The organism is Alphaproteobacteria bacterium (assembly GCA_016722515.1).
Classification (GTDB): domain Bacteria; phylum Pseudomonadota; class Alphaproteobacteria; order Rickettsiales; family JADKJE01; genus JADKJE01.
This window is the reverse complement of record JADKJE010000005.1, coordinates 130,958-145,574: the sequence shown is the minus strand read 5'-3', so window position 1 is coordinate 145,574 and position 14,617 is coordinate 130,958. Positions and strand designations below refer to the sequence as shown.

Below are 14,617 nucleotides of genomic sequence, written 5' to 3'. Positions count from 1 at the left end.
TTGCTGCATTTTAACCCACCCCTGATTGGCCTTCCATCTTGGGTCATTCATTTTAAGTGGCAAGACTTCTCCTGCTGCCGGATTAGAAATAGCTTCTTTCATTGCCAATTCTTCGGCAAGATTTGCGGGCTGCGTCCTTCCTGTTGATCCTAATCCTAAAGGTTTATTGGTAGCTCCAGAATGCTCAATTTCTCCATCGACAATTTTCCCGATACCCTTAGCATTAACCACACCCATGACCGTTTTTACAGAAACAGCAGTCGCATAAGCAGCGGCAATGACTGTAACTGCGGCAAGAGCGTAAGCATCTTCCGAAGACAAGCCTTGAGCTTGATATTTATTCGCCGCAGTTTCTATAGCTTGATCTGCAGCATAGGCTAAACCGTCACCTATAATGCTGGCATTAATGAGCTGTTCGCCTGCCCAACCCATGGTGCCCACTTCAAAACCAGCTACACCTCCTGATGTAGCTCCAGCCAATGCTCCAACTGCTGCTCCTCCTGGACCTGCGAGACTGCCTGTTGCCGCTCCAGCGAGTGCACCGCTGACAGCCCCGGCAATGGTTGGAACGCCTATTTCGATCGCAGCTTCAATCGCACTCAAACATCCGCATTTAGATTCAATCGACTTTAACGATCCGAGCAAATCGCTTGCCATACTTCCAGCTAATTCTAGAAGTGTTTTTCCACCCCCAAGCGTTAATCCTGCGGCTTGATAAGAAGCTGCAATCTCTGCAGTGGTTCTAGGTTTGGCACCATTTGTGATAAGAATGCTCGTTACACCATTATTAGATGTTAATCCAATATCCGAAGCTAATAGCCATGAATAGCCGTCACTTGTTTTTACGGGTACATATCCATCCAGCAAGAGAGCCATATCTTTGCTTGATAATGTTCCATTGATTGATTCAATGAGTTCAGTACCATAAATATAACCAGCAGCCTTCATTCCACCTGCGCTGTTAATTAATTTTGCTTGGTCAGCGTCAGATACTCCTAATTGATCCAATTTTTCTGCTAGAGATTGTGTAATTTCGATTGCTGTTGAAAGACCAACATTAGGAGTATCTAATTTTGCAGCAATATCTTTCAAAACCTCCACAATATCCTTAAGTCCATCAAGCGGGATTTCCACATCCAAGCTATTATGCTCATCCACCAGGATTTCTTGTACGTTGTTCACATCGCGGTTAACGCCATTCAGTTGGTCATCGGTTGCCGCCTGGCCTGCTATGGTGATGGTTCCTGCACCGATAGTGGCGTGGGTGACGCCGATTTTGGTGTCATCTTCTATCTTTAAGGATGGGGTATAGGATGAGGATAGGTTAGAACCTGATCCAATAACTGGCTGTCCTGGAGGGCCGCCAAAGCCAACGGCTATTCCAGCGCCGTCATAATGCCAGATATCTTCATCGGTTAAATCGCTCACTTCCAGTGAGCCGGTGTTTAAGGTGAGGTTACCGCCGTCTATGTAAGTGCCGTCTTCTTGTGGGGTTGCTTGCGCGATGATGGCACCTGTTAGGGTTGTTTTGCCTGTTACATCAATATCAACTGAGTTAGTGCCAATAATCGATGTGACATTATCCGTCCACTTCTTGTGCCCATCACCACTGCCGCTATAGGCATTTGCGCCAAATGTTGGTGATAAGCCATTAACACCATAACTAATACCCACACTCATGCCACCGCTATGTTCGCTTTTGCTGGTTTCCTGGGTGTTTTGTACTGATTCTACGGTGAGGTCGCCGTCTACATCCATATTCACATTCTGTGCCAGAATATTCGCTCCCTTTACAGTCGTGTCCTTACCGCTATGGCTAATAAAATCATGTCCGGCGGTAATTTGCGTCTGCGTAAAATTGCTGCCGCTGGTTTCATATTTAGAGGAGCTGCTGGAGATGCCGAGGCTGACAGAAATGCTAGGCAGTAATTGGCGGGGTCAGTAAAGCCTTTGCTGGCTTTATACATCGATGCAAATTGCGAAGCTCCCTTATAGGCATCCGCCGCCGTTTGAATTCCTGCATAGCTGCCAGAACCTTTATCGCCTAATCCTTTTACAGAATCAATCAAGCCGGTAAATCCTTCCTGAATGGCAACGGTTACGCCAATGCTAGTCATCTTATGCGATTCGGCGTAGCTGTTATCAGCATCCAGTGCCAACAGGTTAATGTTATTATCGCTGTTGAGGATAACATCATGGCCAGCATTCACGACGCTAGAGAGAATGTTGATATCATCATGGGCATCCATGGTGATGTCATGCCAGGCTACCATCATTGAAGGTAATAAGGTTTCCTGGTAGCTGCTGATCTTGTCCTTGGTCTGCTGGTAGCTCACGCCAAAACTCATGCCAGAAAGTCCGCCGGTGAAACCGCTGTCCTTTTTATACACGTAGCTGGATTCATAACCTTTGCCAGCTTCTACCGTAATGCCGCCTGTGTTGTTGTGGTCGGCATCGGCGAGTAAATGGATGTCGTTACCTGCTTCTGCGTAAGAGGCGGTAACGTTGATATTATCATTGGCATTGATGTTAATGTTATTTCCTGCCGTTAAAGTAGAACCTCGCAAGCTTTCTTTATCTTGTTTGACCTCCTTCTTTGCTAGAACTCATAAAGCCGTGGCTGCTGCTGGTTTCGTGGTAATGGTAGCTTTCGGTTTCGGCACCAATGGTGACATTCTGTGCGGTTAAATTAATATCACCAGCACTTTGCGCATCGCTGCCTTTGATGGTGATGTCGTTGGCGGCATTTAACACCAGCTGCTGACCGCTTAATAACGAGCCAATTTGCAAGGTGCTGTCGCTGGTGTAATGGCTGTGGCGATAGGACGCATCGGTGTGGTTGTTTAAGGCCTGGCTGTCGATGATGATATTGCCGTTGGTCGACGTTAAGCTGCCCGTCCCACCGGCATCGAGCACACCGCCGTTAAAATGGATATCACCGCTGGTGGTGAGGTTTACGTTGTTTCCTGCGGCAAGGGTTCCTTGATGTTGCAGTGTTTCAAACGTGCTTTTGCCGTAGCTGCTTGATCCTACGGATGCGCTGTTGCTGATTGTGTCTGCGGTGATATCCAGATTATTACCCGCTTTGATTAATCCACCTTGGTTTGAAACGGTGCTTGAGTTGATGGTTAGATTATGCTGAGCTTGTAGACCACCTTGGTTGGTGATGCTGTTGCCTGTTAAGGCAATATCATGGCCGTTTAATGTTGCGCCGGTGTTTTGTGCAATGTCTTTTTAATTGGGCATCGCTACTGGCTAGATATACAGTAGGCACTAACACTTGTTTACCGTTAATGGTTTGCTGCACCAGCCACACAATATCTTTGGTTAAAAGCGATTGCTGTGAATCGGTTAAGGCAATACCAACCGATAAATTTAAACTACCCATTTGCTCTTTGGCATTATCATAAAGCTGGGTGATTTGTGCGTTAGCATCGGTAATACCAGGGGTAATAAAACGTGTTCCTAGTTTTTTAAGCAAGGCATCTTCAATTAATTGCGTTTCGTAAAAAGGATCGCCTAATAATAAGATGGTGTGGTCAAGCTGATAACCGAGTTGATCTAATAAGTAACTGGAACCCACATAGCCATTTTGATTAATGTTTGGTATTTGGGTGGTGATCAAGTAGGGCGAGTTAGGATCAGATGCTACTCCAAATAAACCACCTACGCTGACATTCACTCCAGGGGAAACCACCGAAGATTGATCGATACGTGGGGTAATTAATACGCCGCTTATTGGAAGCGATGTCTGGTTATTCACCAAATTACCACCCAACGTTAATGTGCCACCGGCTTCAATGGTGCTGGCTACATGGCCGGATTGATAAACGAGGTCAAACGTTTCAAGTGGAGCGATCGAGCCAACCAGGTCATATTCATTGATGACTGGATTATAGATATGCGGCAAGCAGCCGGAAGTCATGCAGGTATAGCGCAGGATACTGTTAATATCCATCCCGGTATTGGTGACATTGGCATTGCCTAAATCAACATTGCCGCTGGCGCTGACATAACTGACCTGCTGGTTGAGTGTAGAGGCGTCTGCTACCAGGTTGCCCTGAGAAATAATTTGGCCCGCCCGCTCGGTAAAATCTTCTGTTTCTGTAATGACCTGACGTGCTACACCTGGAGGAAGGTTGGGATCGGCCTGCCAGGTAGAGTTATTATCGACCATGAATTTAACGCGGTCTAAATACGGATCAGCATTAAAAAATCAGCCATTGATTATCACTGCCGGTATGTGCCAGCATATCGTCATTGCCATGGCCTAAGCGGATATCAAAATACTCGATATCGCCTGCATCCTCAATAAAGGAAGGATTCCCGACGCGGTGGTTGCTGAGAGTGTCTGCGACTAATGTCATTAAACCACCAGATTGAATTAAGCCGCTTTGGTTTTCTAATAAGACCATGCGGGTGTTGTTTAAACCGCCCATCCATAAGGTGCCCGTTTCTGCCAGGATGTAACCCTGATCATTGAGGAGATGGTTGCCAACTTCTATATTCATATTGCCGTGCGTATAGAGTACGCCTTGGTTTGTCAGGTCATGTGTAGCACCGAGTAACGCATCATCGTTGGACGCGATGACACCGGTTGCGGTGTTGTTTAAATCGTGTGCGCTTATATCGATATGCGTTGCTGAAGAGAGCTCTCCTTGATTGGTTAAGGTTCCACCGACTGTTAAAGACAAATCACCTAGCATCGATATAATCGATGTATCATTTAGCCAATTGCCGCTTACGTTTTGCAAGAGGTGTCGGCTAGTAAGGTGCTGTTCGTTGCGCTGAAACTGCCATTAGTTAGGGACAATCCGTCATTAGCCACAATCTGACTGGTCGTGATAGTGGTTGCTCCAGTGGAAATAAACACCACCGAGTTCGCGAGTATATCGCTATCGCTTATATCGAGGCTGGCGGCTGTCATGGATATCACCTCTTCTGTTCCGCTGGTGAGTACATGTGTTAAATGGATAGAGTCTGCATTGCCCGTAATGGTGTTGGCTTTCACAAACGCAAAGCCTGAATCAGCGCCTGAGCCATCTAAGGTGAGTTGATCGCCGGCAGTGAGATTAATCTGATCACCAGCATAGATATATTGACCACTTAATTGAGCATCGCTATGTGCATTTACGGTTACCGAACCACCAGCAGCGGTTCTGCCGGTATGGGTCACTTTGCTGGCTGTTGAGGTAAGCTTCACATCTGCAGTAGCAGTAGCAGAAGCAGTGCCCGCCTGCACAAGCTCACCATCAGCCGTGATTTCTAAATTACCGTTACTGGCTTGCAAGATACCGCCATTATTAACACCAACGCCTGCTTCGGTGCTTTTAAGATAAATCTTTCCCGCATACATACCACCCAAAGCAGATGCATCAATCGCAATGGTGGGCTTGCTAACCACTGATTCCGGTGTAGCAGCAAGTGGAGTGGCCACACCCGTTTGATAATTGACTTGGTTGCGGCCTGTCGTGACGCGCACTGTATTGCCACCATAAATGGCTGCGTGGATTTGTGCCGCACGGGCGATGATATCAAAGGAATCGGTCTGGCTGGCATCAACGCCGTTGCCTTCAATCAGGATGTTGCCTTTATCAACGGTGATATGGTCTATATTGCCCGCACCATCCATATGGGGCACTCCGGTCGTTAACGTGACTTTAGGCGTGTTGATGAATCCGCAGCCATTGCAGCTGATGCCGTTGGGGTTAGCGACAATATACTCCGCCTTTTTGCCGAAAATTTCCGTAGGGCCGTTTAAACTGGTGGTATTGGTGCCGGTGACTTCATTGAGGATAATATTCGCTTCATGGCCTGTGCTAAGATTAGAATTGCCAATAACAACACTACCAAGGGTTGAGACTCCCGTTGACGCAGAATTATTCACAATCAAGCCTTCATTGCCAACTTGTAGATCGGTTAGTTAGTTATGGGAAACACCAGCAGCAGATGGTGTAGCAATGTTTTCTACCGGTGTATGATTAAGCGATTCAGCAACATGAGGTTGATTGGCTAAAGGAGCAGCTGTGTCGGATGTAATCACAGTCTGTGCGTAGACGATGGGTGCTAACATAGGTTGTAGTGCCAGTATTACAGAGAGCATTAACACAAGGCAATGATGTAATTTTATTGACAATTCTTGACCCAATTTTTTCATAAATACCGAATGCAAGTGAATGGCTATTTCCCACAGAAGGAAAATTGTATACTATGGTATAAAGTTGAAAACAAGGAATTATTTTCAATTGGAAGTTAAATGGAGGATTGGCTCATTTTTGTATGTAAGTTAGCGAATACCTGTTTTTCTTTTTCATGAAAGGCTACCGCTCTTGTTCTTCTTGGATCGTATGCACATCAAAGGAACATACCAAATCTCAGCGGGACACCAAAATCAACATTTCTTAATCAATAACATATTGATTTATAATGATCTGTAATTTTAAATATCAGTAGCCGATGAAAACAAGGGCTGGAATATGGTTGAACCCGTCACCGTTACGGGAGCTGCCGCGACTGCTTTTGCGCCCATTCCATTGGGAGATTTTCAAGCAAGAAATGGCTCAATTTAGGTAAAAATTGGGTTTTTATGGGTGACTATGTAGATGACAGGAACATACCCAATCTCCGCGGAATACCCAAATCAAATTCTCTCAATCAACACCATGTTGACTTATAAGGATCTTTAATTTTAAATCCCGGTAGCCGACGAAAGCAAGAATATGACTCACCTTGTTGAATTGTTTTTCTATCCTAATTCCGCAACGGTTTTCCAACATCCAGCATATGCTCCAGCCTTGCCAATGACGCTGGAGTTTGAATAAGTTCCAGGAAGGCAGCGCGTTCTAAATCGAGCACTTGCTGTTCACTGAGCTGTTTGGTGATATCCGTATCACCTCCGCTTAGTACATAAGCTAACGCTTTAGAAACAACCACGTCATGCGGTGTCGCTTTGCCTCTTCGCTCAAATTGCTGAATCCCCATATGCAATGCCGTACGTGCCGTTTTTCCGGGGAGACTCAATGTATCAGGCTCCGGTGCTTTATAATTAGGCGCAAGCGCCAGGCATTTAGCTTTAGCTTCAGCCAACACATGCTGACGGTTCATCACAATTTTATCGCTGTCGCGTAAAATACCCATTTCTTTGGCTTCTTCGGCTGAAGTCGATACTTTAGCGGTTGCAATATATTCGAACACTTTGGTAATTGCCGGCATCATATTCACTGTTTTCACCAGGCTTATCCTTGAAAACATCCGCCCTAATGCCGCAGCCGTAGATTGTTCTTTTAAGCGCATTTTTTGATGGCGCACCAGCATTTCAGTACACCCTCCCCACCCTGGGATAATACCAACGCCTACTTCCACTAACCCGGTATAGGTTTCCATATGCACAACAGCGGCATCGGAATGAAGCAGCATTTCACAACCGCCTCCCAGCGCCATCCCACTGGCAGCCGTAACCACTGGGAACGGCGCATATTTAAGGCTTTGATACGTGCTTTGACCTTGTTTAATCACATCATCCACCATTTTCCAGGCAGCAACGTTGGCCGTAAACAGCAATACACCGATATTGGCCCCCACACAAAAATTATCACTGTCATTACCAATGATTAATCCCTTATATTGCTGATCCTTCACCAAGGCGATCGATTTTTGAATCAGCTCAAGTACCATCGGATCAAGCGAATTCATCTTTGAGGTAAATTCTAGGCACACAACACCATCGCCCACATCCCACAGCGAAGCAGAACCATTTTTAAGCAGAGGTTTGGCTCCACGTTTTTTATCAGCCAATGTCCACCCATAATCAGGAACCGGCTGAACATGATACTGTTCAGGTCCTGAAAATACCATGATATCGCGGCCTTCATCGTGATAGAAATGCCCTGTACCAACGGCTGAAATATTCTCAGGAACCGCCATTCCCAGCAACGTACATTGCTCAGCAAGCCACGCAGCTCCCGACTGGGTATCCGTGCTTAACTTATCAATCAACTGAAATGGGCCCCATTTCCAATTATATCCCAGACGCATCGCTTTATCGATAGCATCGATCGAATCGGCAGCCTCTGGAACTAATCGTGACGCATAAGCAAGCGTCGGGATCATCACTTCATAGGCAAAGCGACTGGCCTTTTCGTCGCTGGTCAGCAACAGGCGCACATTCTTTTTAGCCTGGTCGATGATCTCCATATTTACTTTTTTAGCAGGCGCATATTCGCCTGTTTGCAGATTGACCGCCTCTTTTTCTTTGATATCACCATCCGTATGAAGACGATAAAATCCACCTTTGCCTTTTCGACCGATATACCCCGTTTCAATCATGTTGGTGACTAAAGGAAAATTTTCATATACGCGGTGGAAATGATCATTGTCGGGAAGATATTCAAGTAGCGATTTAGCAATCTTTGGCATCAAATCAATGCCAACCAAATCCATTAAACCAAACACCCCCGTTTTAGGCACCCCAAAAGGTTTACTTAAAACAGCATCAGCCACTTCAACAGAAATATCCATTTCGATGGCTTTGCGTAAGGCAAGTGTCATCCAGAATGAACCAATGCGGTTAGCGATAAAACCAGGAGTATCTTTGCAATGCACCACACCTTTGCCTAATATTTTCTCGGCAAACTCTTCCATTTCCGCTTCAATTTCTTTGCGGTTACGATTGGTGGTCACCATTTCAAGCAACGGCATGTAACGCGGCGGATTGAAAAAATGGGTGATGATAAAATCCTGTTGGAATGGTTTGGTCATTCCTTCCACCAATGCCTTTACCGGAATCGTCGAGGTATTAGACGACACGATAGAATTTGGCCGGCGCACCCGGTCAATCTTTTTATAGAGAGTCCGTTTGACTTCGATATCTTCAACCACGGCTTCAACAATCCACTGACAGGATTTGAGCAATTCAATATCGTCCTCAATATTACCGATGGTAATCCGCTTGATATTACGCGGATGTGTCAACACCGCGGGATTAGCCTTTTTCATGCGTTCCAGGGCTTGCAATGCAAGCTGATCGCGTTGTGCGGCACCTTCTGGAACCATATCCAGCAACACCACATCCAAGCCAGCATTTGCCAGATGTGCTACAATTTGTGAACCCATTATCCCCGAACCAATAACACCTACTTTTGTGATTGTGATCATTATACAGCCTCCAACACGGTTGCTATCCCTTGTCCACCGCCGATACACATGGTTGACAGTGCAAACTTTTTATTCATGCGCCGCAGCAACATAGCCGCCTTACCCGTAATCCGTGCTCCTGAAGCACCGAGTGGATGGCCAACGGCAATAGCGCCACCATCTAAATTGACGCGCTTCATATCCGCTTTCAACTCTTTAAGGACAGCCAATGATTGCGAAGCAAACGCTTCGTTCAATTCAATAATATCCATATCGGCAATCGTTAGTCCCACCCGTTCCAGTGCCTTATGAGTAGCGCTGATGGGACCAATTCCCATCATTTCAGGAGCGCAACCTGAAACTGCCATACTTTTGATATAGGCAATTTTTCGCAATTGATGGAGGTTAGCATATTCTTCGGAACAGACAATAACCGCAGCAGAACCATCGGTAAGAGGTGAAGAGGTTCCTGCGGTGACAATCCCGCCTTTTAAGAAAGCTGGTTCTAGTTTTGCCAATGCTTCCAACGATGTTTCAGGACGGATACATCCATCATGTTCAATGAGATGATCACCATCACGGATGGGTATAATTTCGTCCTTCAGCTTTCCGCTCTCAAATGCCGCCGCTGCTTTTTTATGGCTGGCTACGGCAAATTCTTCCTGCGTTTTACGAGAGATATAGTAACGATCAGCCACATTTTCAGCCGTAACTCCCATAGCCTCGTAAGCTTGAGGATAGGTTTCATAAAGCGAAGGATGGGGCAAAGGATTGAAACCCGTCATCGGTATCCGAGTCATAGACTCAATTCCGGCACACACAAATAAATCACCTGCACCACAGGCAATTTTACCCGCTGCGATATGGATAGCTTCCATAGAGGATCCACAAAAACGATTCACAGTCACACCGCCTGCACGAATTGGAATACCCGCGATAAAACTGGCCAGCCTGGCAATATTTAATCCCTGTTCCGCTTCTGGAAATGCGCAACCAACGATAACATCTTCAATGTCGTTTTGATTAATACCGGTTCGGTCAATAAGGCCTCGCATCACCTGCGCCAGAATGTCATCAGGCCTTATTGTTGCCAGTTGTCCTTTGAACGCCGGAGTAAATGGAGATCTTCCATAACCCACAATCACACTTCGCTTAAACATTGTCCCCCACCTGCTTAAATTCAACTTTCAATATATAGACTAGCGAATTGCTCTGCAACATGCAAGACTGACCCACAATCACCTCCATACGCCTGTCTAAGGCGACTTTAATCATCTTATTTCGGGCCTGTAACAAAATGTAACAAAGCGTGATTTGTATAGTACCGCCCAATTTATTAAATTAGAATAAAGGAGTTTATTTTTATATAAGTCAGATTTTATATAAGGCTTTAAACTCGCTATATCTATCTATAAGGATGAGTGAATATGTTCTACAGTCAGCAGCGTACATTAAAACATCGAGTCAGTTGCGTTGGCGTTGGTTTGCATACCGGCGTACAAACCGTTATCACCCTCTGCCCTGCGGCCGAAGATACTGGTATTGTTTTTAACCGCACCGATGTAGGCAATAAGCATCCGCTCGTACCTGCTCGTTACGATCTAGTCACCCACACTATGCTTGGGACTCGTATCCAAAACGCACACGGCGTTAGCGTTGATACGATTGAACATTTAATGGCCGCTTTGTGGGGTTGCCAGATTGATAATGCGGTGATTGAAATCGATGGGCCTGAAGTACCTATCATGGATGGCAGTTCAGAACCGTTTGTGTTCCTGATTGAATGTGCAGGTATTCATAAACAAACTCAGCCTCGTCGTGTTATTGAGATTAAAAAAGAAATCCACATCATCGAAGATGGCAAATTTGCCTCTGTATCGCCAAGCGATACATTTGCAATCGAACTTGAAATCGATTTCAAAAATCCGGTTATTGGTCATCAAAAATATTTCTTTGATGCGCGTCAATATTCATTCAAAACCGATGTTTCCAGCGCCCGTACGTTTGGCTTCCTCCACGAAGTAGAACAGCTTCGCTCTATGGGACTGGCGAAAGGCGGTTCTTTGGATAACGCCATCGTCATTAACGAAGAAGGCATCATGAATAAAGACGGACTGCGCTTCGACAATGAATTTGCCCGCCATAAGTTATTAGATTGCGTTGGTGATTTCTTCTTAGCTGGTGGTTTTGTTAAAGGTTCATTCAAAACCTATCGCTCAGGACACGACCTCAACAACAAATTGCTGCGTGCCCTTTTCAGTGACGAAACAGCCTGGTCTCAGGTGAGCTTCTCGGAAGATTCTGCCGCACATAGCGCGTTTTCACATACTATGGCTGAAACGGGATTAAATTAATGTCATCCTCCCTTATGCGGCTTCTACGTGGTAGTAGCCGCATAAACGTTAAGCCGAATAAACCGACCAGAGAAGTTCCATCGCCTTATTGGCATCACGTCCTGGATTAACTCGGTCTATCTGATACGCCTAATACACCGAAGAAACTCCAAAATCCGGTTACGTAGAATTATTATTGTCGTGATTCACTTAGAAAATATGGATAAAGATTCCCCTTTAAACAATAGTCCTTACCTTATAGAATGGCGTCAGGTCGGTCATGCTGTAAAAGTCAGCGCGATCGATCCACAGACCACGCTTGAGGTTTCCATTGTGGGAGACGCACGTGTGGGACTTGACGTTTTAAAGAAACAAGCCATACGCAAGTTGAACCATCAATTAAATAAGCAGAGGAATTAACACAAAAAACACTTTCTCTCTGTTAGAATTGGCGGTATTGTAGGGACAAAAATGGAATGTATGATGAAGGTTTTGCGCGTTTTATGCCCGGTTATTATTGGCCTCACCGTGTTACTGGGGAGTCAATCCTACGCAGGTGGGCCTGATCCCAATATCTATGCCTGCAAAGAAAGCCCTCAAATCTTCAGCCCTATTGATCCTCCTGATTTCTTCCCTAAGAGCAATAATCTGCGCCGCAAAAATGGCTCACCCACACTAGCGGAAGGCACGCCCATGCGTATTGTTGGACGCTTACTGGATAAACACTGTACGCCGGTGGAAGGCGCCAGTATCTATATGTGGCAGGCCAATGTCTTTGGCAATTATCAAGGCTATTACGATAATAATGAAAAAGCCGATATTAATTTTGCCGGCGGCGGCTCTACGGTAACCGACAATATGGGGCGGTTTGATTTTTTAACGGTGATGCCAGAACCTTATAAAAATAGGGCTAGACAGGTTCATTTTATCATTCATGATAAAAATGTCGGTAAATTTGAAACCATCATGTATTTCCCTAATAATCCAGCCAATATGGATGATCCCCAATTTTTAAGCCTGACTCCCGAAAAACGCCGTGTTTCCGTAGCACAAGCCTATACTGATCCAACCTTTCCAACCTTTGAAGACCATACTTTCTTTTTCCCGATAACCTTACCGGTCAAAGCAAAATACAGGGGATTCTAATTTACACTGGATACCATCTCTATGCGTGTGTTGTTTATCCACCAAAATATGCCGGGTCAATATAAGCATATTGCTTGTGAATTAGCAGCGGATCCCCAAAATGAAGTAGTGTTTATTACGCGGCGTAAGGATATCGAACTTCCTGGAATCAAAAAAATCCTTTACGAGGTTCGCCGTGAACCACAAAAAGAAACGCACCGTTATTTAATCACACTTGAAAAAGCCATCTTATACGGGCAGGAAGTCTGGCGCGCATGCAAAGCCCTCAAAGATAAAGGTTTCATGCCTGATATTATCTGCGCTCATCCCGGTTGGGGCGAAGCTATGTTTGTCAAAGATATTTTCCCTGATACCCCACTTCTTAATTATCTAGAATTTTATTATAATGCTCATGGTGCCGATAGTAATTTCGATCCTGAAGATCCACTAACCAGCGATGATATGGCACGTATCCGGGTTAAAAACTGTAATAATTTATTAGCTCTGGAATCATGCGACTGGGGCATCAGCCCCACTTATTTTCAAGCGAATGTCCACCCGTCTTATTTTCGCTATAAAATGTCGATTCTTCATGATGGAATTAATACTCAGATTGTTAAACCAAACAACGACGTCACCTACACCCTTCCTAATGGCAAAACCCTACATAAAAACGATGAGATTATTACCTATGTAGCACGAAACTTTGAGCCTTATCGTGGTTTTCCTACCGCCGTTAAAGCGTTGGAAATACTCCAGAAGCGTCGTCCAAACGCGCATATTATCATGGTTGGGGCCGATGGTGTCAGTTATGGCAAAAAGCCTGAAGGCAATAAGACCTATCGGCAGATCTATTTTGAAAAAGCCAATCTTGATTTTGAAAAGCTGCACGTGCTTGGTAGCCTTCCCTACCCGGATTATTTAAAGGTAATCCAGCTATCAACGGCACATATTTATCTTACATTTCCGTTTGTGTTATCATGGTCAATGCTTGAATCGATGGCAGCCGGATGTGCCCTTGTTGCTTCACGCACGTCACCCGTGCTAGAAGTCATTGAAGATGGAGTCAATGGGTTATTAGCCGATTTCTTTTCACCTGAAGACGTTGCCGATAAAGTCTGTGCTATACTTGAACATAAGGATCGCATGCAGTCGATGCGCTTGATGGCTCGCAAAACAGTGGAAGATTTTTATGATTTAAATACCCTTTTACCGCTGCATATTCAATTAATCCGTGAACTCGCACAAGGTCACGTACAGCCACCGATTGCGCAAACCATCGCCAAACAATTTGTACCACCTTCGCAGTTGTATCTAAGCAATACCCATGGAGGAAGGCCGCATGACTAAATCAACATTACTGCGTATCGGCTTTAGCGATCTTCCACTTGCACAGATACACCCATCCCTTGCCAAAGGACAATGGCAGGAATTAAATATTGCAGCCGATCCCAAACACCCTGAAAAACTTTATCATCTTACACAGTATAATAATGATTCCGTCCAGGCCATCGTTGCCCACCAGGCATTAGAGTATTTGTTTACCTACGAAGTTCCAAAAGCATTACAGGAATATTTTCGCGTGGTTGAACCAGGGGGATTTTTATTCATCACAGTCTATGATTTACAGACCGTTGGAGAAAGCCTGGCTTCGGGTAAGCTAGAAGGAATGGCACTAACGGATAAAAAGGGCCAAACCAATCCCATGGCTTGTCTTTTTGGCCCTGCCAGCCAGAACACTTCAGCTAAACATCTTCAGTATCGCACAGGATTCATTGCCCAACGCCTTGCTGATAAACTTCAAACCGCTGGTTTCACGGGTATCCGTGTTCAACGAGATGGGCTTTATCTCAATGCTGCAGCCTATAAATTAAAACCAGAACAAAAACCTTATCGGCAAATTCTTGAGTTTGATGTTAATAAAATGATGCTTAGCCGCGATGAATTAGACCAACGTCCTGGCTTACCTGTTGATTATTAAAGGTTAGTATTGTGTTCCATGCTCACTGCAAATAAGCTTGAAATCT

13 protein-coding genes and 1 pseudogene are annotated in these 14,617 nt (G+C 45.1%); 5 read left to right on the top strand and 9 right to left on the bottom strand.

What is annotated here, in order from left to right; translation table 11 throughout:
* The 9 genes and pseudogenes from IPP74_12255 to IPP74_12215 all read right to left on the bottom strand — a co-directional run.
* Positions 1 to 1,764, bottom strand: a 1,764-nt coding sequence (locus tag IPP74_12255) for a hemagglutinin repeat-containing protein (protein MBL0320040.1), incomplete at its 3' end; no start/stop codon positions are given.
* A gap of 26 nt (positions 1,765 to 1,790) precedes the next feature.
* Positions 1,791 to 2,567 carry a hemagglutinin repeat-containing protein gene (locus IPP74_12250; GenBank protein MBL0320039.1) on the bottom strand — a complete coding sequence of 259 codons (777 nt, stop codon included), beginning with the start codon at positions 2,565 to 2,567 and terminating at the stop codon, positions 1,791 to 1,793.
* A 283-nt stretch (positions 2,568 to 2,850) separates the two neighbouring features.
* Positions 2,851 to 3,228: pseudogene (locus IPP74_12245) on the bottom strand (hypothetical protein).
* A complete protein-coding gene (locus IPP74_12240; protein MBL0320038.1) occupies positions 3,191 to 4,177 on the bottom strand; it encodes an S-layer family protein in 987 nt (328 codons plus the stop codon). The pseudogene IPP74_12245 and the gene IPP74_12240 overlap by 38 nt, the downstream one beginning before the upstream one ends.
* Before the next feature lie 31 nt (positions 4,178 to 4,208).
* Complete coding sequence (locus IPP74_12235; GenBank protein MBL0320037.1) at positions 4,209 to 4,754, bottom strand: hypothetical protein; 546 nt, start codon at positions 4,752 to 4,754, stop codon at positions 4,209 to 4,211.
* Entirely contained in the window at positions 4,742 to 5,887 is a 1,146-nt protein-coding gene (locus tag IPP74_12230; GenBank protein MBL0320036.1) for a filamentous hemagglutinin N-terminal domain-containing protein, read from the bottom strand. Before IPP74_12230 ends, IPP74_12235 begins: the two co-directional genes overlap by 13 nt.
* A gap of 36 nt (positions 5,888 to 5,923) precedes the next feature.
* Complete coding sequence (locus IPP74_12225; protein MBL0320035.1) at positions 5,924 to 6,157, bottom strand: hypothetical protein; 234 nt, start codon at positions 6,155 to 6,157, stop codon at positions 5,924 to 5,926.
* Positions 6,158 to 6,750: 593 nt separating this feature from the next.
* Positions 6,751 to 9,153 (bottom strand): enoyl-CoA hydratase/isomerase family protein, encoded by a 2,403-nt coding sequence (locus tag IPP74_12220; GenBank protein MBL0320034.1) that lies wholly within the window; start codon positions 9,151 to 9,153, stop codon positions 6,751 to 6,753.
* Positions 9,153 to 10,292, bottom strand: a complete 1,140-nt coding sequence (locus IPP74_12215; GenBank protein ID MBL0320033.1) for a thiolase family protein — start codon at positions 10,290 to 10,292, stop codon at positions 9,153 to 9,155. Before IPP74_12215 ends, IPP74_12220 begins: the two co-directional genes overlap by 1 nt.
* Before the next feature lie 267 nt (positions 10,293 to 10,559).
* On the opposite strand from IPP74_12215, the gene IPP74_12210 reads away from it, so the two are divergent.
* The 5 genes from IPP74_12210 to IPP74_12190 all read left to right on the top strand — a co-directional run bounded on the left by IPP74_12210 (position 10,560) and on the right by IPP74_12190 (position 14,571).
* Positions 10,560 to 11,486: a UDP-3-O-acyl-N-acetylglucosamine deacetylase gene (locus tag IPP74_12210; protein MBL0320032.1), complete on the top strand. Its 927-nt coding sequence runs from the start codon at positions 10,560 to 10,562 to the stop codon at positions 11,484 to 11,486.
* A 198-nt stretch (positions 11,487 to 11,684) separates the two neighbouring features.
* Positions 11,685 to 11,885 carry a hypothetical protein gene (locus tag IPP74_12205; protein ID MBL0320031.1) on the top strand — a complete coding sequence of 67 codons (201 nt, stop codon included), beginning with the start codon at positions 11,685 to 11,687 and terminating at the stop codon, positions 11,883 to 11,885.
* A 60-nt stretch (positions 11,886 to 11,945) separates the two neighbouring features.
* Positions 11,946 to 12,611, top strand: a complete 666-nt coding sequence (locus tag IPP74_12200) for a hypothetical protein (GenBank protein ID MBL0320030.1) — start codon at positions 11,946 to 11,948, stop codon at positions 12,609 to 12,611.
* 21 nt (positions 12,612 to 12,632) lie between these two features.
* Positions 12,633 to 13,940 (top strand): glycosyltransferase family 4 protein, encoded by a 1,308-nt coding sequence (locus IPP74_12195; GenBank protein MBL0320029.1) that lies wholly within the window; start codon positions 12,633 to 12,635, stop codon positions 13,938 to 13,940.
* Positions 13,933 to 14,571, top strand: a complete 639-nt coding sequence (locus IPP74_12190; protein MBL0320028.1) for a methyltransferase domain-containing protein — start codon at positions 13,933 to 13,935, stop codon at positions 14,569 to 14,571. Before IPP74_12195 ends, IPP74_12190 begins: the two co-directional genes overlap by 8 nt.
* The last annotated feature ends 46 nt before the right edge of the window (positions 14,572 to 14,617 follow it).